General features: G+C 70.2%; 19 protein-coding genes. 17 read left to right on the top strand and 2 right to left on the bottom strand.

Annotated elements, in window-relative coordinates; genetic code table 11:
* The first annotated feature begins 7 nt into the window (after nt 1-7).
* The 8 genes from INR38_RS01380 to INR38_RS01415 all read left to right on the top strand — a co-directional run bounded on the left by INR38_RS01380 (nt 8) and on the right by INR38_RS01415 (nt 7,768).
* Complete coding sequence (locus tag INR38_RS01380; protein WP_207441640.1) at nt 8-397, top strand: hypothetical protein; 390 nt, start codon at nt 8-10, stop codon at nt 395-397.
* Entirely contained in the window at nt 394-1,479 is a 1,086-nt protein-coding gene (locus tag INR38_RS01385; protein ID WP_207441644.1) for a GTP-binding protein, read from the top strand. The genes INR38_RS01380 and INR38_RS01385 overlap by 4 nt, the downstream gene beginning before the upstream one ends.
* Before the next feature lie 46 nt (nt 1,480-1,525).
* Nucleotides 1,526-2,524: a tripartite tricarboxylate transporter substrate binding protein gene (locus INR38_RS01390; protein WP_207441646.1), complete on the top strand. Its 999-nt coding sequence runs from the start codon at nt 1,526-1,528 to the stop codon at nt 2,522-2,524.
* 78 nt (nt 2,525-2,602) lie between these two features.
* Nucleotides 2,603-3,721, top strand: coding sequence for a porin (locus INR38_RS01395; protein ID WP_207441648.1), 1,119 nt, complete (start codon nt 2,603-2,605; stop codon nt 3,719-3,721).
* Nucleotides 3,722-3,852: 131 nt separating this feature from the next.
* Nucleotides 3,853-4,833 (top strand): quinone oxidoreductase, encoded by a 981-nt coding sequence (locus tag INR38_RS01400; RefSeq protein ID WP_207441649.1) that lies wholly within the window; start codon nt 3,853-3,855, stop codon nt 4,831-4,833.
* Nucleotides 4,830-5,825, top strand: coding sequence for a LysR family transcriptional regulator (locus INR38_RS01405; RefSeq protein ID WP_043822138.1), 996 nt, complete (start codon nt 4,830-4,832; stop codon nt 5,823-5,825). Before INR38_RS01400 ends, INR38_RS01405 begins: the two co-directional genes overlap by 4 nt.
* Nucleotides 5,822-6,712: a DMT family transporter gene (locus INR38_RS01410; protein WP_207441650.1), complete on the top strand. Its 891-nt coding sequence runs from the start codon at nt 5,822-5,824 to the stop codon at nt 6,710-6,712. The genes INR38_RS01405 and INR38_RS01410 overlap by 4 nt, the downstream gene beginning before the upstream one ends.
* An 84-nt stretch (nt 6,713-6,796) precedes the next feature.
* Complete coding sequence (locus INR38_RS01415) at nt 6,797-7,768, top strand: LysR family transcriptional regulator (RefSeq protein ID WP_207441651.1); 972 nt, start codon at nt 6,797-6,799, stop codon at nt 7,766-7,768.
* A gap of 34 nt (nt 7,769-7,802) precedes the next feature.
* Here INR38_RS01415 and INR38_RS01420 read toward each other — a convergent pair whose 3' ends face one another.
* Together INR38_RS01420 and INR38_RS01425 are read right to left on the bottom strand one after the other, a co-directional pair.
* On the bottom strand, nt 7,803-10,070 hold the full coding sequence (locus INR38_RS01420; protein WP_207441652.1) for a xanthine dehydrogenase family protein molybdopterin-binding subunit: 2,268 nt from the start codon (nt 10,068-10,070) through the stop codon (nt 7,803-7,805).
* Nucleotides 10,071-10,084: 14 nt separating this feature from the next.
* Entirely contained in the window at nt 10,085-10,558 is a 474-nt protein-coding gene (locus INR38_RS01425) for a (2Fe-2S)-binding protein (protein WP_012207419.1), read from the bottom strand.
* 252 nt (nt 10,559-10,810) lie between these two features.
* Between INR38_RS01425 and INR38_RS01430 the strand changes: the two genes are divergently transcribed.
* The 9 genes from INR38_RS01430 (at nt 10,811) to INR38_RS01470 (ending at nt 21,268) form a co-directional block, all read left to right on the top strand.
* Nucleotides 10,811-11,092 carry a hypothetical protein gene (locus INR38_RS01430; RefSeq protein ID WP_016445493.1) on the top strand — a complete coding sequence of 94 codons (282 nt, stop codon included), beginning with the start codon at nt 10,811-10,813 and terminating at the stop codon, nt 11,090-11,092.
* The gene (locus INR38_RS01435; protein WP_043822145.1) at nt 11,089-11,373 is read left to right on the top strand and encodes a type II toxin-antitoxin system mRNA interferase toxin, RelE/StbE family; all 285 of its coding nucleotides are present in this window, start codon (nt 11,089-11,091) and stop codon (nt 11,371-11,373) included. The genes INR38_RS01430 and INR38_RS01435 overlap by 4 nt, the downstream gene beginning before the upstream one ends.
* Before the next feature lie 69 nt (nt 11,374-11,442).
* Complete coding sequence (locus INR38_RS28950) at nt 11,443-12,291, top strand: AraC family transcriptional regulator (RefSeq protein ID WP_207441653.1); 849 nt, start codon at nt 11,443-11,445, stop codon at nt 12,289-12,291.
* Between the two features lie 106 nt (nt 12,292-12,397).
* On the top strand, nt 12,398-14,599 hold the full coding sequence (locus tag INR38_RS01445) for a TonB-dependent siderophore receptor (protein WP_043822147.1): 2,202 nt from the start codon (nt 12,398-12,400) through the stop codon (nt 14,597-14,599).
* Between the two features lie 151 nt (nt 14,600-14,750).
* Nucleotides 14,751-15,893: an ABC transporter substrate-binding protein gene (locus INR38_RS01450; RefSeq protein ID WP_013800712.1), complete on the top strand. Its 1,143-nt coding sequence runs from the start codon at nt 14,751-14,753 to the stop codon at nt 15,891-15,893.
* Between the two features lie 8 nt (nt 15,894-15,901).
* Nucleotides 15,902-16,981: an iron ABC transporter permease gene (locus INR38_RS01455; RefSeq protein ID WP_065345582.1), complete on the top strand. Its 1,080-nt coding sequence runs from the start codon at nt 15,902-15,904 to the stop codon at nt 16,979-16,981.
* Between the two features lie 2 nt (nt 16,982-16,983).
* Complete coding sequence (locus INR38_RS01460; protein ID WP_207441654.1) at nt 16,984-17,811, top strand: ABC transporter ATP-binding protein; 828 nt, start codon at nt 16,984-16,986, stop codon at nt 17,809-17,811.
* Nucleotides 17,808-19,550 (top strand): ABC transporter ATP-binding protein, encoded by a 1,743-nt coding sequence (locus INR38_RS01465; RefSeq protein WP_207441656.1) that lies wholly within the window; start codon nt 17,808-17,810, stop codon nt 19,548-19,550. The genes INR38_RS01460 and INR38_RS01465 overlap by 4 nt, the downstream gene beginning before the upstream one ends.
* Nucleotides 19,547-21,268, top strand: a complete 1,722-nt coding sequence (locus INR38_RS01470; protein WP_207441658.1) for an ABC transporter ATP-binding protein — start codon at nt 19,547-19,549, stop codon at nt 21,266-21,268. Before INR38_RS01465 ends, INR38_RS01470 begins: the two co-directional genes overlap by 4 nt.
* The last annotated feature ends 3 nt before the right edge of the window (nt 21,269-21,271 follow it).

A 21,271-nucleotide genomic window follows, 5' to 3' on the forward strand; every position in this document is an offset into this window, starting at 1 on the left:
CACGGCCATGGCCTCCGACCACGCCCTGCACGCCGGCCGGCTCTGGGACCTGTGGTGCGCCCTGGCGCTGCGCCATGTCGCCCTGGGCGGTGCCTGCGCCTGCGGGGCGGGCGGCATCAGCCTGCGGCTGGAGGACTTCGAGCTGGACATCGTGGACTACCTGCAGGACGGGGGCGAGCGCTGCGAGCAGCCCGAGGTGGCGGCCTGGTTCCGTGCCCGGCCCGCACCCGAGCAGGGCGCGCAGCCGCTGCGCGGCCTGCTCGATGCGCTGGGCTCGGACGAGGTGCCGCAGGCCGTGGCGCAGTGGGCGCTGGCGCGGCTGGAGCGCACGCTGCGCTCGTTCGCCGAGGTGCATGGTGGGGCACAGGGCGGGGTACAGGGCGGGGTGGCGTCATGAGCGGGCATTTCTCCAGCCTGCTGGCCCTGCCCGAAGCGGCGGGCCAGCGCATTCCGGTCACCGTGCTCACGGGATTTCTGGGCAGCGGCAAGACCACGCTGCTCAACCGGCTGCTGGCACTGCCGGACCTGCACGGGACGGCCGTCATCGTCAACGAGTTCGGTGCGGTCGGCATCGACCAGGACCTGACCAGCCTGGCCTGCGAGGACACGGTGCTGCTGGCCAATGGCTGCCTGTGCTGCAGCGTGCGCGGCGATCTGGTGGAGGCGCTGGAGCGCCTGGCCCTGCGCGAACAGGGCGCGCCGCGCCGCGTGCTGATCGAAACCAGCGGCCTGGCGGACCCGGGGCCGATACTGCGCTCCTTCCTGGGCGAGCCCGCCGTGCGCGCGCGCTATGCGCTGGCCGGCGTGGCCTGCACGGTCGATGCCGTGCTGGGCAGCGCCACGCTGGCAGGCTATCCCGAAGCCGTGCGGCAGCTGGCTGTGGCCGACCTGGTGCTGCTGACCAAGACAGATTTGCTGGGCGGCGCACAGCCCGCTGCGCAACTGCTGGCCCAGGTGCAGGCCATCAACGGCGAGGCGCTGCAAGGCATGGACCCCGGCCACCATGTGGCGCTGCTGCAGCGGCTGATGTCGGAAGGCGCGACGGGGCAGGAGGACGCCGCTGCGGGCATGCTCCAGACGCCCGGCTACCGGGCCATGGCTCCGGTGACAGCTCCGGTGACAGCGCCGGCAGGCGCGCACCGCGACGGCATCTCGTCCTTTGTGCTGCAGCGCGACGAGCCCCTGCCCGCGCAGGCGTTCGGCGAATGGATGGACTGGGTCACGGCCATGCGCGGCGATGACCTGCTGCGCGTCAAAGGCATCGTGCACCTGCAGGAGCATCCGGACCAGCCCCTGGTCATCCATGGCGTGCAGCACCTGTTCGCCCCGCCGCAGACGCTGCCCCGCTGGCCGGGTGCCGACCGGCGCACGCGCATCGTCTTCATCACGCGGGGGCTGGATGCCCAGGCCTTGGACGACACGCTGAGCGTGCTGGTGCGCAGGCACAGGCGGCGCGCGCCGAATCAGGACCCGGGCTGAGCCACGCAACGGCCGGCCCATTTTCAAAAGAAACAGGAGACAAAGCATGAAAACTCTGACACGGCTGAAGGGGCCGGTGCTGGGCGCCTTACTGGGTGCGCTGGCTGCCTTGCCCATCGCCAGCATGGCCTCGTCCAGTGCGCCCGCCGCCTTTCCCGAGCCGGGCAAGATGGTCAAGGTCATCGTCCCGTTCGTGGCGGGCGGCGGCGTGGACAGCGCGGCGCGGCTGTTTGCCGAGCAGTTGCGCAAGCAGCTGGGCACGACGGTCATCGTCGAGAACCGTGTGGGCGGCAGCGGCGTGGTGGGCGGCCGCGCGGTGCTGGCGGCTGCCCCGGATGGCTACACCCTGCTGTTCTCGGCCGCCACGCATGTGCTGGCCAAGCAGGTGCTGGCCCATCCGCCCTATGACCCGCAGACCGACTTTGTCCCCGTGGCGCGCGTGGGCGAGGCGCCGCTGATGCTGGTGATCTCGCCACAGCTGCCCCACAGCAAGCTGGGCGAGGTGCTGGCCGCAGGCGCCAAGAACACATGGACGGCGGCCATTCCCGCCGTGGGCGCACCCAGCCACTTGGCCACGCTGCTGCTGGCCCAGCAGGGCCGCATGCGCCTCGAGTACGTGCCCTACAAGGGCACGCAGCCCGCGCTGGTGGATGTGGGCGGCGGCCATGTGGACCTGCTGCTCGACTCCATGGTCTCCGTGCTGCCGCTGGCCAAGGCCGGCAAGGTGCGGCCGATTGCCATCACCTCCGGCAAGCGCAGCCCGCTGGCGCCCGAGGTGCCCACCATGCAGGAAAGCGGCCTGCCGCAGTTTGCCTACACCTCCTGGTACGGACTGTGGGCGCCCAAGGACACGCCGGCCGACCGGGTGCAGCGGCTGAACCAGGCCTCCAACGCGGCGGTGGCGGAGCTGGCCAGGTCCGGCGCCTTCGCGAGCCTGGGCATCGACACGGTTTCGGAGAGCACCGAGCAGTTCAAGCGCTTCATCGCCGCCGATGTGGCGCAGAGCGCCGCGCTGCTCAAGGGCGCGGGCTTCAAGCCCGAGTAGCCGGGCAGACACCGGCACACGTCCGAGAAAAACAAAGAGCAAAGAGCAAAGCAAAGCAAAAAATCACAAGGAGACAACATGCAGGTATTCATACGCCAGGCCCTGGCCGCCTCGCTGGGGCTGGCCGCCGCGCATGCGGGCGCGCAGTCCTCGGTATCGATCTCGGGCACTGTCGATGTGAGCGTCAGGCAGGTGCGCAACCAGGGCCTGGGAACGGTCACCTCGCAGGCCAGCGGCGCCAACTCCACCAGCAAGCTGGTATTGCGGGGGCAGGAGGACCTGGGCGACGGCCTGAGCGCGGGCTTCTACCTGGACGGCAGCCTGCTGGCCGACACCGGCGCCATGGGCACCAGCGGCCCGTTCTGGGACCGGCGCTCCACGGTCAGCCTGGCCTCGCGGCAATGGGGCGAGCTGCGGCTGGGGCGTGACTGGGTGCCCACGCACCTGGTGTGGAGCGGCTTCGATCCGTTTGCCACGCTGGGCATCGGCAGCGCCAATGGCTTTCGCTCGTTCACGGCATCCCGCGCGCTGGGCCAGGCCTTCGGCACGGCGCCGGAGTCGCAGGCTGCCAATCCCACGCTGCGCGTGAGCAATGCGGTGGAGTATTTCCTGCCGGCCGGCCTGGGCGGGCTGCAGGGCGTGTCCGGCAGCCTGATCGCCACCTTGGGCGAGAAGGGCGCCACGGCGGCAGGCCAGACGCGCGGCAACGGCTTTCGGCTGGGCTGGGCGGGCGCGGGCTGGAACGTGGCGGGCGCGCAGTTCACCACGCGCAACACCCTGAGCGGCATCCATTTCAAGGACCAGAGCTACGGTGTCTCCTACGACTTCGGCTGGCTCAAGGCCAGCCTGGCCCAGCGCCGCTGGGTGCATGGCGTGGACCGCACGGTCAACACCCTGGTGGGCATGAGCGTTCCCGTGGGCAGCGGCGTGGTCAAGCTCAGCTATGTCAAGGCCGACCAGAAGGGCGCAACGGCGGCGCAAAGCGCCAGCGATGCCGACCTGTGGGCGCTGGGCTATGTGCACTCGCTGTCGCGGCGCACGGCGCTGTACGCGCATGCGGCCCGCATGTCCAACCGCAATGGGGCGGCCTTCGCCATTGCCGGGGGTGCGGCAGTCAGCGGCAATCCGGCCGCGGCCAATTACTTTGGCGGGCGCGCCTCCACGGCCTTCGAGCTGGGCCTCCGGCACGACTTCTGACGGGTAGCGTGGGCTGCGTGCGCGCTGGCTCGTGGTCATTGCTGCACCCCATGCAGCAGTGAACTGCACGCCGGCCTATTGCTGCCGTCAATCGCTTCTTCTACGCTGCACCCATTTCACGGAGCAGCGAGATGAACCCATTGATCAAGGTCCGCATGGACGCCGCAGGCACCCCCGACGCCATGCGCCTGGAGCCGGTCGAGGTGCAGGCGCCCGGCCCCGGCCAGGTCTGGCTGGAGCAGACGGCCATCGGCGTGAACCCGCTGGATGTGAGCCAGCGCAAGGGCGCGGTCGCCATCGCCTTTCCCTCGGGCCTGGGGCTGGAGGGCGCGGGGCGGGTGGCCGCCGTGGGCGAGGGCGTGACGAATGTGGCCGTGGGCGAGCGCGTGGGCTACGCCACGGGGCCGCTGGGCGCCTATGCCAGCGCCCGCCTGTATCCGGCCGAGCGCCTGGTGAAGCTGCCCGATGCGCTGCCTGACGACGCGGCGGCGGCCGTGCTGTTCAAGGGCATCACGGCGCAGTACCTGCTCAAGACCACCCATGCCGTGGGCCCCGGCAGCCGCATCGTGATCTATGGCGCCGCCGGTGCGCTGGGCCAGTTGATGTGCGCCTGGGCCAGGCACCTGGGCGCCCTGGTGATCGGCGTGGTGTCCAAGGCAGCCAGCGTGGAGCGCGCGCGGGCGGCCGGCTGCGACGAGGTCTTCGTGTTCGATGCGGCCACGCTGCCGGGCCAGGTGATGCAGGCCACCGGGGGTCTGAAGGCCGACGTGGTCTACGACCCCATCGGCCGCACGACGCTGGGCGCCTCGCTGGACTGCCTGCGCCCGCGCGGCCTGCTGGTGTCCTTCGGCGCGACCTCCGGCCTGCCCGATCCCATCTCGGTGGCCACGCTCAATGCCAAGGGCTCGCTGTTCCTCACGCGCCCCTCGCTGGCCGCGCACACGGCGACGGCGGCCGAGTACCAGGAGCGCGCACGGGATGTGCTGGCCGCCGTGGCGGCCGGCATCATCGTGCCCGGCGTCTGGCGCCGGTATGCGCTGGCGGAGGTGGCGCGGGCGCATGGCGATCTGGAGCAGGGACGCTCCCAAGGTGCGATCATCCTGACCCCATGAACCTTCTGGACAGCCAGCACGCCGATGAACTGGCGGCCCTGGTGGCGCTGCATGAACAAGGCTCCTTCGCTGCGGCGGGGCGGGCCTTGCTGCGCCATCCGTCCGTGCTGTCCAAACGCCTGAACGCGCTGGAGACCCGGCTGGGCGTGCGGCTGGTGGAGCGCAGCACACGCCATCTGCACCTGACCGACGAGGGCCTGCGCCTGGTGGACAAGGTGCGCCAGGCGGCCGGCCTGATCGCCGATGCCCAGAAGGAGGCCGCCCAGGGCGCCTCGCAGGCGCGGGGCCGGCTGCGGCTGTCGCTGCCGGCCGCCATGGGACGGCGCTGGCTCAGCCCGCTGCTGGCCGAGTTTGCGCTGGCCCATCCGCAGATCGTGCTGGAGGTGGAGTATGCGGACCGCTTCGTGGACATCGTGGGCGAGCGCTTCGACGCGGCGGTGCGCATAGGCCGGCTGGCGGACAGCCGGCTGGTGGCGCTGCGGCTGGGCGGGCACCAGCGCATCCTGGGCGCCGCGCCCGCCTACCTGCAGGCCCACGGCACGCCGGTGCACCCCGAGGATCTGGCGGCGCACCGCTGCCTGGGCTTCACAGGGCTGCAATCGTTTCCCCAATGGGAGCTGGTGCACGGTGGCGCATCGGGCGATGTGCCGCAGGGCCAGGCTCGGCACACGGTGCTGGTGCGCGGCCCCATGGTCAGCAATGACAGCGAGGCCCTGCTCACGGCCGCCGTCATGGGCGTGGGCATTCTGGCCGGCGGCGACTGGCTGATGAGCGAGCACATGGCCGCAGGCCGGCTGGTGCGGGTGCTGCCGCAATGGCGCCTGGATGGCGCCTCTGGCATCTACTTCGTGCGGCCCTCGGCGGCGTTCAGCAGCGCGGCCATGACGGCGCTGCGCGACTGCCTGGTGCGGTGGTTTGCCACGCGCAGCCCCTGGCGCACGGGGCATGACACACTGGCGCCGCCCCTATCGTCTTGCGCATCCGCTCCATGACCCAAAAAACCTCGCCGCCCGCCATGGCGGCCGCCTTGCTTCCCTGGCTGTTCGTGCTGCTGTGGAGCACGGGCTTCATCGGCGCCAAGTTCGGCCTGCCCTATGTGGAGCCGCTGACCTTTCTGACGCTGCGCTATGCCATCGTCCTGGTGCTGATGGCGGCGGTAGCCCTGGTGCTGCGCGCGCCCTGGCCGCGTTCGGCACGCCAGTGGCTGCACATTGGCGTGTCAGGGCTGTTCGTGCATGGCGTGTACCTTGCCGGCGTGTTCACGGCCATCGCCCACGGCCTGCCTTCGGGCGTGACGGCCCTGGTGGTGGGGCTGCAGCCGCTGATCACGGCCCTGGTGGCCGGCACCTTGCTGGGCGAGTCCGTGCGTCCCCGGCAGTGGGCCGGGCTGGCGCTGGGCTTCACGGGCGTGACCCTGGTGGTGGCGGGCAAGATCGCCTCGGTGCCGGTCCATGCCCTGCTGGCCATGCTGGTGCCGGCCGTGGTGGCGCTGGCCGGCATCACGGCCGGCACGCTGTACCAGAAGCGGTTCTGTCCATCGTTTGATCTGCGCACGGGCTCGGTCATCCAGTACCTGCCCTGCCTGGTGGCGACGGGGGCGCTGGCCCTGGCCACCGAAACCATGCAGGTGCGCTGGAGCGGCGAGTTCCTGTTTGCGCTGGGCTGGCTGGTGCTGGTGCTGTCCGTGGGCGCGGTCAGCCTGCTCAACCTGCTGATACGCCGCGGCGGCGCCGTGCACGTGGCCAGCTTGTTCTACCTGACGCCACCGGCCACGGCCCTGATCGCCTGGGCCATGTTCGGCGAGACGCTGGGCGGCCTGGCGCTGGCAGGCATGGCCTTGACGGCAGCCGGCGTGTGGCTGGCGCGCCAGGGGCGCTAGCTTGCCCCGCAAGCCGCGGGCAGGGCATGCGCAAAGGCGGGATACTGCGGCACTGTCAGCCCACGAATACCGGATTTCCGCACCATGCCCATCAATGAACTGCGCGCCATCGCCACCTTTGCCAAGGCGGTCGAGCTGGGCAGCCTGCGCCAGGCGGCGCTGTCCCAGGGCGTGAGCCCCCAGGCCGCCAGCCAGGCGGTGGCCCATCTGGAGCAGCACCTGGGCGTGCGCCTGCTGCACCGGACCACGCGCAGCCTGGCGCTGACCGAGGAGGGCCAGCGTTTCCTGCAGGACACCCAGCCGGCGCTGGCCGCGCTGGACCGCGCACTGAACCTGGCACGCGACAGCCGCGAGGGCATTGCGGGGCCGTTGCGCATCGTGGGCCCCAAGTCCTGCTTTGCGCCCGTGCTGATGCCGCTGCTCGATGAGTTCTGCCGCCTGCACCCAGGCATCGTCCCCGATGTGCGGCTGGACGACGGCATAGGCAACTGGGTGCTGGACCGGGTCGATGCGGGGTTTCGCATCGGCGCCTCGCCCGATGAAAGCGTGATCGGGCGGCGGCTGTTTCCCGTGCAGCTCATCGTCTGCGCGGCGCCGCAGTACCTGCAGCGCCATGGCGTGCCCCGGTCGCTGGACGAGCTGGCCGCGCACCGCTGCAGCATGTTCCGCCATGCGGCCACGGACACGGTGATGCCCTGGTACCTGCCGGTCGATGGCGAGCTCACGCACCGCTACCTGCAGCCGGCCCTGTCCACCAACGATGCCGAGCTGGAGCTGCATGCCGTGCTGGCCGGCCAGGTGCTGGGCCAGCTGTCCAACATCTGCGCGGCCGCGCACATCCGCGCGGGGCGCCTGGTGCCCGTGCTGCTGGCGCATGTCAGCGAGCACATCGGCCTGCATGTCTACTACGGCAGCCGCGACGCGCTGCCCCGGCGCGTGCGTGCCTTCATCGACCTGGCCGTGCATCGGCTGCAGGACTGCCCGGACTATCTGCTGTCCATGGAAGAACTGGAAAGGGCGGCGGCCGCAGGTGCCGCCGCCCTTTCCGGCGGCTGACCGGGATCAGGTCCGGTCGTTCAGGCCAGATCGATCACGCCAGATCGAACGGCAGCTTGCGCACGGGCTTGCCCGTGAGCTGTGCCACGGCGTTGGCGAAGGCCGGGGCCAGCGGCGGCAGGCCGGGCTCGCCCATGCCCGTCGGCGGCTCGGCGCTGGGCACGACGTGGACGGCGATCTCGGGCATGTCGGTGATGCGCGGCACGGCGAAGTCGCCGAAGTTGCTTTGCTCCACCACGCCGTCCTTGAGCGTGATCGCCGCGCCGGGCAGGCACATGGACAGGCCCATCAGCGCCGCGCCCTGCACCTGCGCCTCGATGGTGCGCGGGTTCACGGCCAGGTTGCAGTGCACGCCGGCCGTGGCCTTGTGCAGCACCGGGCGGCCGTCCTTGACCGAGGCCTCCACCACATAGGCCACCACTGTGTCGAAGGACTCGTGCACGGCCACGCCCCAGGCGCGGCCCGCGCGCAGCTGGCGCTTGCCGTAGCCGCTCTTGTCCACGGCCAGCTGCAGGGCCAGGCGATGGCGCGGGTGCTTGTCGCCGAACATCTGCATGCGGTAGGCCACGGGGTCCTGGCGGCTGCTGCGCGCGATCTCGTCGATCAGCGTTTCCATGACGAAGGCCGTGTGGGTCGATCCCACGCTGCGCCACCACAGCACGGGCACGTTGACCTTGGGGTGGTGCACGGTCAGGCGCATGGGCAGCGGATAGGGCTCGCGCATGCCCTCCACGGCCGTGGCGTCGATGCCGTTCTTGATCATGCCGCCCTCGAACATGGTGCCCGCCGTGATGGACTGGCCCACGATGGCATGGTCCCAGGCCAGCACCTTGCCGCGTTCGTCGAAGCCGATCTTCGCGCGGTGCAGGTGCATGGGGCGGTAGTAGCCGCCCTTGATGTCGTCCTCGCGGCTCCAGACCATGCGCACGGGGGCGCTCAAGCCGGCGCGGCGCGCGGCCAGCGCCACCTGGCAGGCCTCGACCACATAGTCGCTGGTGCCCACGCCCCGGCGGCCAAAGCCGCCGCCGGCCATCTGCACGTGCACGCGCACCTGCTCGGGCTTGAGGCCCAGCACGCGCGCGGCGGCCATGCCGTCCACGCCCGCGAACTGCGTGCCCAGGTAGAGGTCGGCCCCGGCCTCGCCGGTCTCGCCCATCTGCACCGTGCAGTTGAGCGGCTCCATGGGCGCATGGGCCAGGTAGGGGAAGCTGAACTCGGCCTCGATATGGCGCGGCGCCTTGTCCAGCGCCGAGATGTCGGCGTCGAAGTGGCGCGCGCCGGGCTGCGCGGCCAGCTCGCGGTACTGGGCCAGCTGGCGTTCGCTGTCCACCTTCTCCACGGCGTCGGTGTTCCATTGCGCCTTCAGCGCCTCGCGGCCCTTGCGCGCAGGCCAGTAGCCGGTGGCGATCACGGCCACGCCTTCGCCGCCACCGTCCACGGGCACGCGCAGCACGGCCTTGACGCCGGGCACGGCACGCGCCGCAGCGTCGTCCAGCGAGGCCAGCTGTGCCTTGAACACGGGCGGGTGTGCAATCACCGCCGTCAGCTGGCCCGGCAGGTGCATGTCGATGCCGAAGCTCTGCTGGCCGCTGCTCTTGGCCCGGGCGTCGATGCGGCCCGTGGGCTTGCCGATCAGGCGGAAGTCCTTGGGATTCTTCAGCACGACGGTGGCCGGCACGGGCTGGGCCATGGCGGCCTGGGCCAGCTCGCCATACGACAGCTTCTTGCCGTTGGGGCCGAGCACGAAGCCCTCGCGCGTGCGCAGCGTGGCGGCGTCCACCTTCCACTGCGCGGCGGCGGCGGCCACCAGCATGGCGCGCGCACGGGCGCCCAGCTCGCGGTACTGGGTATAGCTGTGCTTGAGGGCGGTGGAGCCGCCCGTCATCTGGATGCCGTAGCGCGGATCGGCATAGGCCGCATCGTTGCCGCCCAAGCGGGCGCGGACCTTGCTCCAGTCGGCGTCCAGCTCCTCGGCCAGCACCAGAGGCAGGGCGGTGTGCACGCCCTGGCCGAATTCCAGGCGGTTGATGGCCACGGTGACTTCGCCGCTGGGCGAGATCTCCACGAAGGAGGCAGGCTGCTCGGTGGGCTTGAGGCCGGCGGCCTCGCCCTTGCCCGGCGCCTGCGCCATGGCGGGAAACACGCCCAGGGCCAGCGAACCGGCACCGGCGATCTTGAGGAAGCTGCGGCGGGGGATCTGTGCAAGGGTGGGCGCGTCGGCGATGGCCGCAGTGGCCTCGTCACGGTCCAGGATGTGCTGCAGTGCGCGCGGCAGTTCGGCGGGGTTGAAGGTGGTCAGCATGCGGCGTTCTCCGTTCAGCCCAGGGTGCGCGCGGCATCGGCCACGGCCGTGCGGATGCGCGCATAGGTTCCACAGCGGCAGATGTTGCCGGCCATGGCCGCGTCTATCTCCTCGCCGCTGGGCTTCTTTCCCTTGGGCAGCGACTTGAGGAAGGCCGTGGCGCTCATGATCTGCCCGCTCTGGCAGTAGCCGCACTGGGCCACATCATGGCGCACCCAGGCATCGCGCACGGCGGTGCCCACGCGGTCGGAGCCCGAGGTCATGGCCTCGATGGTGGTGATCTTCTGGCCCGCGGCCGCCGAGATCGGCGTCACGCAGGAACGTATGGCCTGGCCATTCATGTGCACCGTGCAGGCGCCGCACAGCGCCGCGCCGCAGCCGAACTTGGTGCCGGTCATCTCCAGCGTGTCGCGCAGAGCCCACAGAATGGGCGTCTCGGGGTCCAGGTCCATGGAAACGGTCTTGCCGTTGATGGTGAGATCGGTCATCGCAGTCTCTCCTTGTTGTGGGTCAGTCAGGCAGGGGTGGGGTCCCCGCAGTAGTGTCGTGCGCAGCTGCGGCCCATGGAAGCCGGGCGCCGTCGAGGCGCGAATATAGAAAGAGGCCTTGCTTGCAACTAGTCCTGATTTGATTGATGCATTGGCAAGTGCAAGTTGCGAATGGGGTGAAGCGGTTGAGTCTCTGGAGTGTTTGGTACTGACGATGTATATACTTTGTTGGTATCTTCACAGGAGTCAATCATGCCCAAGGAAGCCGTTTTCACCATGAAACTGGAAGCCGAGCTGCGCGAAGACTTCATGGCCGAAGCCGCAGGCGAGGACCGGCCCGCATCCCAGGTCATGCGAGAGTTGATGCGCGGCTACATTGAGCAGCGCCGCAAGGCCCGTGAATATGACGGCTATCTTCAGCGCAAGGTCGAGGAGGGGCGTGCCTCCATGCGCGCTGGACTTGGCCGCTCGAATGAGGAAGTCGAGGCCGAGTTCGCTGCCCGGCGCCGTCAGGTTGCGGCAGACCGTGCGTGAAGGTCATCTGGACGCCGCAGGCGCAGCAGGATCGCGCCGATATCTGGGACTACATCGCAGCTGACAATCCTCGCGCAGCCTTGCGCATGGACCTTCTTTTCAGCGACGCAGCCGCCCGGTTGGCCGCGTATCCCAAGATGGGCAAAGCGGGCAGGATTGCCGGCACGCGCGAGCTGATCCCTCATGAAAGCTATCGCCTTGTCTATGAGATCGATGGCACGACGGTCTGGGTGCTGGCCCTGGTGCACACCGCGCGCCAGTGGCCGCCGTTGGAGGATTGACGAGGCGGTGCAAGGTCTTGGCTGTTGAACGTATGATTTGAGAATAATTCTCATTCATAGATTTGCAACGTGTTCCAGTGGAATTCCAGATTCGACAACCAGCTGTGCCTTGCGGCCGGCTGCCGCATGACGCAGGAGCCTGTGGAGGTCCGCGCGCCGGTGTTCCAGGGCCTGCAGATCATCGTGGCCCTCAACAGCAAGGTGCAGGCCGGGGTCAACGGCCGTCTGATGGAGGTGTCCGATGCCGGGGTCTACCTGGTGCTGGCCACGGGCCTGCATGAGGGACTGGACCGCTATGAATCCCACAGCCTTCAGCGCTATGTGCGCATAGGCTTTGACGCCGAGGCGGCGGAGCGCCAGGGCTTCGGGCTTGATCTCATAGCGCGCAGCGGCCACCACTGCTTCAACGACAACGATCTGCTGGTATTGCGCCAGGGGCTGTCGGCCACGGCGCGTGCGCTGGCCACACAGATTCTGGTCTGCCCCTATCAGGGGCCCATGCGTGATCTGTTCCTCAATGCCAAGAGCCTGGAACTGTCGGCTGCCGTGCTCCAGCAGTGCCTGCCGACGGCGGGCGCGCAGGGGGATGGCGCCGAGCTGTCACGCGCCGATGTGGAGCGGCTTTGGCATGCGCGCGAGGTGGCCACGGCGCACGCTCGCAGTCCCCTGTCGCTGGCCGAGCTGGCGCGCGAGGCCGGCATCAACGAGCGCAAGCTCACAGCGGGCTTTCGCCAACTGTTCGGCATGAGCGTGTTCGAGCACCTGCAGCAGCACAGGCTGGAGCAGGCCTACGGCCTGCTGACTTCGGGCGGCTGCTCGGTCACGCAGGTGGCGCTGGAGGTGGGCTACAGCATTGCGCATTTCTCGACGGCCTTTCGCAAGCGCTTCGGCATCGCGCCCAGCGAGTTGCTGCGCTGAGCCGTCTCCGGCGGGCGAAAGCCAAACTCCGGCCAGCGAAAGCGGCGAGCCTGCCTCTTGCATACAGTCGAATGCAATTGATTTTCATTTGCTTCGAGAGGGTTGAATGTCGCTGCCAGATTCTGCGGACCGGGATGCCGGCCCGCCCCGTTTTTCCATCACATCGATCGCGCTGGCCGTCTGCGTCCTGGGCCAGTGCGCCCTGGCCCGGGCGGCCGAGGAAAGGCTGCCCGAGGTGCAGGTCACGGGCCAGGCGGTCAAGGACCGGCCCACCGAGCTGACGGGTGGCTACGCGGCCCCGGGCGTCTCGGTGGGAACCAAGCTGCCTGCCACGCTCAGGGAGACGCCGCATTCGGTCTCCGTCATCACGCGCCAGCAGATCGAGGACCAGAACCTGCACACGCTGGACGAGATCATGGCGCAGACCCCCGGCGTGACTGTGGACCTGTCGGGCACGGGCGTCATTCCGGCCTTCTATGCGCGCGGCTATCCCATCGAGTACTTCCAGTACGACGGCCTTCCCGTGCAGACAGGCGGCGCTTCCTGGAGCCAGCCTGACATGGTGATGTTCGACCATGTGGAGACGCTGCGCGGCGCTGCGGGCCTGTTCAATGGCGCGGGCCAGCCCGGCGGCGTGATCAATCTGGTGCGCAAGCGCCCCACGGGCGACCGGCGCTTCACGGGCTCGCTGGGCCTGGGCTCCTGGAATGCGGCCCGTGCCGAGATCGACTACAGCACCCCGCTGAACGCCGATGGGTCGGTGCGTGCCCGGCTGGCGGCCGCGCACGACCAGCGCGACTCCCATGTGCGCTATGCCAGCAGCCGGCGCGATTCGCTGTACGGCATCGTCGAGGCCGACCTGGGATCGGCCACCACCGTCTCCTTGGGCGCCGGCCACCAGACGCGCGACTGGGTGCCGCCCATGATGGGCGTGCCGCGCTACGCCGACGGCGGCGACCTGGGGCTGGCACGCAGCACCTTCCTGAGCACGCCCTGGACGCACTGGGACTTCGAGGCCACCCAGGTCTTCGCCGACCTCAGCCATTCCATCAATGCCGACTGGCAGTTCAAGCTGGCGGCGGTCTCCGACCGCGAGTCCAGCGCGCTCAAGTACGCCTATGTCTCGGGCGCGGTGGACCGCGCCACGGGCCTGGGTCCCCGCCTGATGGGCGGCGCCAATGACTACGACAACGAACAGCTGTCGCTGGACGCCATGCTCAGCGGGGCCTGGCAGGCCTGGGGCCGGCGCCATGAGGTGGTGCTGGGCGCCAACTGGTACGACCGCGACGCGCGCTCGCAAGGCGGCAGCCTCCCGGGCTTTGGCGGCATTCCCGTCAATGTGTTCGACTTCGACCCGGCCGCCTACGCCGATCCGGGTGCCGTGCAGTGGACATCGGACTCGCGATCGCGCACGCGCCAGTACGGCATCTATGGCGCCGCGCGGCTGAAGCTGGCCGATCCCCTGACCCTGCTGCTGGGCGGTCGCTGGAGCTGGTGGCGCACCGACTCCGTCAACCAGCGCACGGGCGCGCAGACGGCGGACTACCGGCAGGACGGCCGCTTCACGCCCTACGCGGGCCTGGTCTTCGATCTGGACTCCCGCTGGTCGCTCTACACCAGCTATGCCGACATCTTCCGCGTGCAGAGCAACTACCGGGGCGAGGATGGCGGCGGACTGCCGCCCGTGGTCGGCGCCAACTACGAGGCCGGCATCAAGGGCTCGCTCAACGATGGCCGGCTGCAGGTGGCGCTGGCGGCCTTCCGCATCGTGGAGAGCAACCGCGCCGTGGCCGTGTCGCCCGTCATCGTGGACAGCTGCTGCTACGCCGCGCAGGGCAAGGTGCAGAGCCAGGGCTTCGACGCCGAGCTGGCGGGACAGATCGCCCCGGGCTGGCAGGCCATGGCCGGCTACACCTACAACACCAGCGAATACAAGCGCGATCCCAGCTATCAGGGCCAGTCCTTCAGGACCTTCAGCCCCCGGCATCTGCTGCGGCTGTGGACCACATACCGGCTGCCGGGCGCGCTCAACGCCTGGGATGTGGGCGGCGGCATCAACGTCCAAAGCGGCACCTACAGCGAGGGCGGCAAGCCCCTTGTTCGAGCCACCCAGGGCGGCTACGCCACGGCCAGCCTGCGCGTGGGCTACCGCATCAGCCCGCAGTGGAGTGCGGCGCTGAACGTCAGCAACCTGTTCGACCGCAGCTACTACACGCGCCTGGGCAGCGGTGGATTCGGGCCGGCCAACTTCGGCAATGTCTATGGCGAGCCGCGCAATGTGCAGGTGAGCTTGCGCGGCCGGTTTTGACCCCCTGAGCCGCTTTGTGGCGGCAGCCTGAGGGGGACGGCAGCCTTGCTGCGGGGCGTTGCGGCCGGCTCAGGCCCTTGCTTGCTGTCCCAGGCTTTGGGGCGCGCCGGTTGCATTGGGTATGCCGGTAACGACTGAGAGAAGAAAACAGATGCAAATACAGACAGGAATGCGGCGCGGGTTGCGCGCTGCGGTGGCGGCGCTGACGCTTTGGAGTGGGCTGGCCCAGGCCTTGACCGTGACGGACATGGCGGGGCGCAGCGTGCAGGTGCCGGACCGCGTGCAGCGCGTGCTGTTGGGCGAGGGGCGCATGGTCTACACCATGGCCCTGCTGGAAGGCCGGCAGGCGGTGGAGCGCGTGGCGGGTTGGCAGGGGGATTTCCGCCTGCTCGATACCCAGGGCTATGCGGCTTTCTCCAAGGCCTTTCCTGCCATGGAGAAACTGCCGCTGGTAGGCGGCGCCACGCCCGAAAGTTTCAACGTGGAACAGGCCCTGGCCGTGCGTCCCGACGTGGCCTTCATGGCCGTCTCGGGCGGTCACGGGCCCGCGCCCGACAGCGAGGCCGTGCGCCAGCTGCAGGCGGCGGGCGTGCCCGTGGTCTTTGTGGATTTCAGCCAGCATCCGCTGACCCATACCGTGCCCAGCCTGCGCCTGATGGGCCAGGTGCTGGGCCGCCAGCAGCGCGCCGAGGACTTCATCGCCTTCTACGAGCAGCGCATCGAGCGCGTGCGCCAGCGCGTCGCGGCGGCGCGCAGGAAGGACGGATTCCAGCGGCCCGCCATCTTCATCGACATGCTGGCCGGTCTGCGCGACTGCTGCGGCTCGCCGGGCAAGGGCAATTTCGGGGAAATGGTGGAGCTGGCCGGTGGCGACAACATCGGCGCCGGCCGCATTCCCGGTCCCATCGGTACGCTGAACCTCGAATATGTGCTGTCGCGCGATCCTGCCGTCTATGTGGCCACGGGCGTCTTCGCCAGTGGCCAGGGCGGCGTGACGCTGGGCTACCAGGCCACGCCTGCCCAGGCGCAGGCCAGCCTGGCGACGGTGGCGCAGCGTGCCCAAACGCGCGAGCTGTCCGCCGTCCGAAAGGGGCGCGTGCACGGCCTGTGGCACATCTTCTACGACTCGCCAGAGCATGTGATTGCCGTCGAGGCGCTGGCCAAGTGGCTGCATCCCGAACTCTTTGCCGACATCGACCCGCTGCGCACGCGGCGTGAGTTGTACGAGCGCTTCATGCCGATTCCGATGACCGGCGTGCTGCTGACCGACCTGCCTTCCGGGGCCGGCCGATGAGCGCGGCCATGGAGGCCAGTGCCGTGGCGGCAGAGACGGGCGCTGCGGCGGCCGGTGCCGCGCAGCGCTACCGCCGCCGCCATGCCCGCCACGGGCTGGTGCTGGCGCTGCTGGCCCTGGCGCTGCTGGCCAGCCTGGCACTGGACGTGGCCACCGGCCCGTCGGGCATGGGGCTGGCACGGCTGTGGCAGGTGCTGGGCGATCCGGGCAGCGTGTCGCGCGTGGAGGCCGTCATCGTCTGGAACGTGCGCCTGCCCTATGCGCTGATGGCCGTGCTGGTGGGTGCGGCGCTGGCGCTGGCTGGCGCGGAGATGCAGACCGTGCTGGCCAATGCGCTGGCCAGCCCGTTCACGCTGGGCGTGTCGGCGGCCGCCGCCTTTGGCGCGGCCCTGGCCATCGTGCTGGGACTGGGCGTGCCGGGCGTGCCGGCGCAGTACGTGGTGTCTCTCAACGCCTTCCTCTTCGCGCTGCTGTCGGTGGGCCTGCTGTACGGGCTGGCCATGTGGCGCGGATTTGGCGTGCAAAGCCTGGTGCTGTTCGGCATCGCCCTGGTGTTCAGCTTCAACGCCCTGGTGGCACTGCTGCAGTTCGTGGCCGACCAGAACACCTTGCAGCAGCTGGTCTTCTGGACCCTGGGCAGCCTGGCACGCGCCTCCTGGGACCGGATTGCCGTCATGGCCGCCGTGCTGGCGCTGTGCCTGCCCTGGTCCTGGAGCCAGAGCTGGTCGCTGACCGCGCTCACGCTGGGCGAGGACCGCGCGCGCAGCCTGGGCGTGCCGGTCACGGCGCTGAGAGGCTGGGCGCTGCTGCGCATCAGCCTGCTGTCGGGCGTGGCCGTCTCCTTCGTGGGCACCATAGGATTCGTGGGGCTGATCGCACCGCACATCGCGCGCATGCTGGTGGGCGACGACCACCGCGTGCTGCTGCCGGCCTCGGCGCTGGCGGGGGCACTGATCCTGTCCATGGCCTCGGTGGCCAGCAAGACGCTGATCGAGGGCGTGCTGGTGCCCGTGGGCATCGTGACCTCGCTGGTGGGCATTCCCTTTTTCATGGCCATCGTTGCCCGCACGGGCCGGCAGGAGCGCTGAGCATGCCATTCCGCAACGCGCTGCATGTCAGCGATGTGCACATGGGCTATGGCGCAGCACCCGTGCTGCGCGGTGCCACTCTGGGGCCCTTGGCTGCGGGTTCGGTCAATGCGCTGGTGGGACCCAATGGCGCAGGCAAATCCACGCTGCTGCGCGGCATTGCAGGCTTGCAGCGCATGCGCGGCGAGGTGCGCCTGGGCACGGCGCTGCTGTCTTCCCAGCCGCCGGTGCAGCGCGCGCGCCAGGTGGTCTATGTACCGCAAAGCCTGCCCGAACGCTCGCGACTGGCGGTGTTCGAGTCCGTGCTCAGCGCGGCCATGGCCGGCGAGCCCGCACAGACGGCCCGTGGTTGGCCGTTGGTCGGCACGCATGAGGCCGAGACCGCCGTGGAGCAGGTGCTGCAGCGCCTGGAGCTGACGGCCCTGGCTGACCGGCCGCTGGCTGCGCTGTCGGGTGGCCAGCGCCAGATGGTGGGTCTGGCCCAGGCCCTGGTGCGCCGTCCGCGCCTGCTGCTGCTCGACGAGCCGACCAGCGCCCTGGACCTCTACCACCAGCACCGCGTGCTGGACGTGGTGACCGAGATCGCACACGAGCGGCAACTGGTGGTGCTGGCCGTGCTGCACGACATCAACCTGGCCATGGGCTGGGCAGACCGGATCATGGTGCTGGACCAGGGCCGCGTGGTGCGTGCCGGCAGCCCTGTCGAGGTGGTGGACAGCGCCCTGCTGCACGAGGTCTACCGCGTGCAGGCTGTCGTGGAAACGGTCAACGGCCGGCGTCTGGTCGCCGTGAGGCACGCGCTGGGCGGCCGTGGGCAGGAGCCGTCATGAGCACCTCGCTGGAACGTTGGATGGTGTCGCGCTCGCGCGCGCAGCTGGCGGCCACGGTGGCCTGCGGGCTGCTGGCCCAGGCCATGCTGGTGGTGCACGCGCTGTGCCTTGCTCGACTGCTGGCCCAGGCCATGGAGGGGGCGTCGCTGCATCCCTGGCTGGCGATCGGTCTGGCGGCCCTGGTGCTGCGCGGCGTCCTGGTGTGGCTGGAAGAGTGGTGGGCGCAGCAGGTGGGCATGCGCACGCGCGCCGTGCTGCGCGAACGCCTGCTGGCCCGGTTGATGCGCCTGGGGCCGGCCTGGGCTGCGGCCCGCCCCACGGGTGAGCTGCAGGCCACGCTGGTTGCGGCTGTCGATGCCGTGCAGGTCCATGCCAGCCGCCATGTTCCCAGCCTGCTGGGAGCCGTGCTCGGCTGCGCGCTGGCGCTGGGCGCCCTGGCCTGGGTGGACGCGGGCTGCGCGCTGCTGCTGGCCGTGTTCGTGCTGGGCCAGCCGCTGCTGGACCGGCTGTGGCTGCGCCGGCACATGCCAGGGGCCAGCGGCGTCATGGCGGCCCTGGCTGCCTTTGGGGCGCAGCTGCTGGACAGCCTGCGCGGCATGGAGACGCTATGGGCCTTTGGCGCCTCGGCGCGCTGGCGCATGCGTCTGGCCGAACAGGCCGCCCGCCTGCGTGCCGAGTCCATGCACACGCTGCGCGCCACCTTGCTGCGCACCGGCCTGACGCGTTTCGTTGGCCTGGCCGGCATGGCCAGTGTCCTGGGGTGGGGCAGCTGGCAACTGGGCCAGGGCCGGCTGGATGCGGCATCGCTGCTGGCCGTGCTGCTGCTGTCGCGTGAGGCCTTCAGGCCGCTGGAGCGGCTGGAGAAAGCCTTTCATGCGGCCTGGGCCGCGCGCGACGGCCTGCATGCCATCGACGCGCTGCTGCACGCGCCGCTGCCCGTGCCTGAGCCGCTGCGGCCCGGACCTGCTCCTGCAGACGGCCGCATCTCGCTGAGCGGGGTGTGCTTTGCCCATGACCAGGGGCAGGAACCGGGGCGGCCCGAGGTGCTGCACGGACTGGACCTGGATATCGCCGATGGTGAATGGGTGGCGCTGGTGGGGCCTTCGGGCGTCGGCAAGTCCACGCTGCTGTCGCTGCTGTGGCGCGCCGCCGATCCCCGGCGCGGCATGGTCTGCCTGGGCGGCCGGGACCTGCGGGAGCTGAGCCTGGCGCAGTTGCGCTCCAGGGTCGCCCTGGTCGCCCAGGACACGCTGCTGTTCAGCGGCAGCCTGGAGGACAACCTGCGCATGGCCAGCCCCCAGGCCTGCCTCCGCGACATCGAGGCTGTCCTGCGTGACGTGCAACTGGCCGACCTGGTGGACAGCCTGCCCCAAGGCCTGCAGACCGAGGTGGGCGAATTCGGCGCGCACCTGTCGGGCGGGCAGCGCCAGCGGCTGGCCCTGGCGCGTGCGTTGCTGAGGCGTGCGCCCGTGCTGTTGCTGGACGAGCCCACATCCAGCGCAGATCCACGCACGGAGCAGGCCTTGCTGCAGGTGTTGCGGCCATTGCGGGGCCGCCGCACTCTCGTCATGGCCGCGCACCGCCTGGAGACGGCGCGCGAGGCGGACCGCATCGTGGTATTGGAAAACGGCCGGGTGGCCGAACAGGGCACGCACGATGATCTGCTGCGCCGCGGCGGCCGCTATGCACGGCTCTGGGCGGCGTCGCAGGCCAAGAGGACGACGGAGGAGGCCGCATGATCCGCGATGAATCCCGCAGCTGGGCCGGCCTGCTGGCGCCGGTGGCGTCGCACAAGCGCCTGCTGGCAGCGGCGTTGCTGGCCGCCGCACTGACGCAGGCTACCGTGGTCGGCGCCTGGGTGCTGGCTGCCTGGATTGCCGGACAGGCCGCCATGGGCGCGCCGTGGACTGCGCTGCAACCGGCACTGGGCGCATTGGCCTTGACGGCGCTGGTGGCCGCGCTCAGCCAATGGTGGCAGACCCATGCCTCCCATGCGCTGGCGTTTGCGTTGATAGAAACACTGCAACTGGGCATCTACGACGGGCTGGAGCGGGGCGCAGGCAATGCGGCCGGCCCGCAGCGCAGCGGCGACATCGCCGCCACGGCCACGGCCGATGCCGAGCTGATGGAGCACTTCTACGCCCACATGCTGGGCGAGCTGTCCGGCGCCCTGTGCGTGCCGCTGGCGGCGCTGGGCCTGCTGGCCTGGCTGCATCCGCTGCTCGCCCTGGCCTGGCTGCCCTTTGTTGCCTTGCCAGTGCTGCTGTCCTGGTGGCTGGCCGGCAAGGCGCAGCGGCAGGCCAGGGCGCTGGCAGCGGCGCAGGGCGAACTCAATGCCGATGTGGTGGAAGGCCTGCGCGGGCTGCGTGAACTGGCGCTGCTGGAGGCCGGGCCGCGCTGGCTGGCACGCATGCGTGCCAAGGCTGCCGCTCTGTCCCCGCAGGTGCGCAGGCATGCGTCGCTTGCTGCGGGCCAACTGGCCACCGCGGACCCGTTGCCGGCCGTGTCGGCCTTGGCCATGGCTGCCGTGGCCGCCTGGCTGCTGGACCAGGGGCACATCGATGCCGCTTGGCTGCCGGCCGTGGTAGTACTGGCCGGCATGGCGCTGGCGCCGCTGGCCGAAGTGGCGCAGGCCGCGCGCAGGCTGGGCGATGTGAAGGCTGGTGCCGACCGCATCGTGCAACTGCTGCGCCAGCCCCGGCGCATTGCGGACAGCGGAACCCGTGAGGCGCCGGCCACGGCGTCGCTGGACTTCTGCGGTGTGCATTGGCAGCGTGGCGGCGTACCCGTGCTGCGCGGACTGGACCTGTCCCTGCGGCCTGGCGAAATGGTGGCCCTGGCCGGCGCGTCCGGCTCCGGCAAAAGCAGCTGCGTGCAGCTGTTGCAACGCCTGGGCGAGCCTGACGCCGGCAGCCTGTGCATGGGCGGCATGGACATTCGTGAATTGCCGCTGGCCGTGCTGCGGCAGCAACTTGCCGTGGTCCGCCAGGAGGTGCATTTGTTCGACATCTCCATCGCCGACAACATCCGCCTGGGCCGGCCTGACGCCAGCGATGACGAGGTGCAGCAGGCCGCCATGCTGGCGCAGGCCCATGGCTTCATCAGCGGGCTGCCGCAAGGCCATGCCACGCGCTGTGGCGAACAAGGCATGCGCCTGTCGGGTGGCCAGCGCCAGCGCATCGCCCTGGCGCGCGCGCTGCTGACCGGTGCTCCCGTGCTGGTGCTGGACGAGGCTTCCTCCCATCTCGACAGCGAAAGCGAGCAAGCCCTGCTGCGTGCGCTGGACGCCTTGCGCGAGCACCGTACCGTGCTGCTCATCGCCCACCGGCCCGCCATGCTGGCCCGCGCCGACCGCGTGGCCCTGCTGGAGGGCGGCCGCATCGTGGAGCAGGGCACCCACCGGGAGTTGCTCGCGCGCCAGGGCGCCTATGCCAGCCTCATGGCGGCGGATGCCTGATCC

It is taken from the genome of Delftia sp. SD018, from assembly GCF_017355445.1.
Classification (GTDB): Bacteria; Pseudomonadota; Gammaproteobacteria; order Burkholderiales; family Burkholderiaceae_C; genus Comamonas; species Comamonas acidovorans.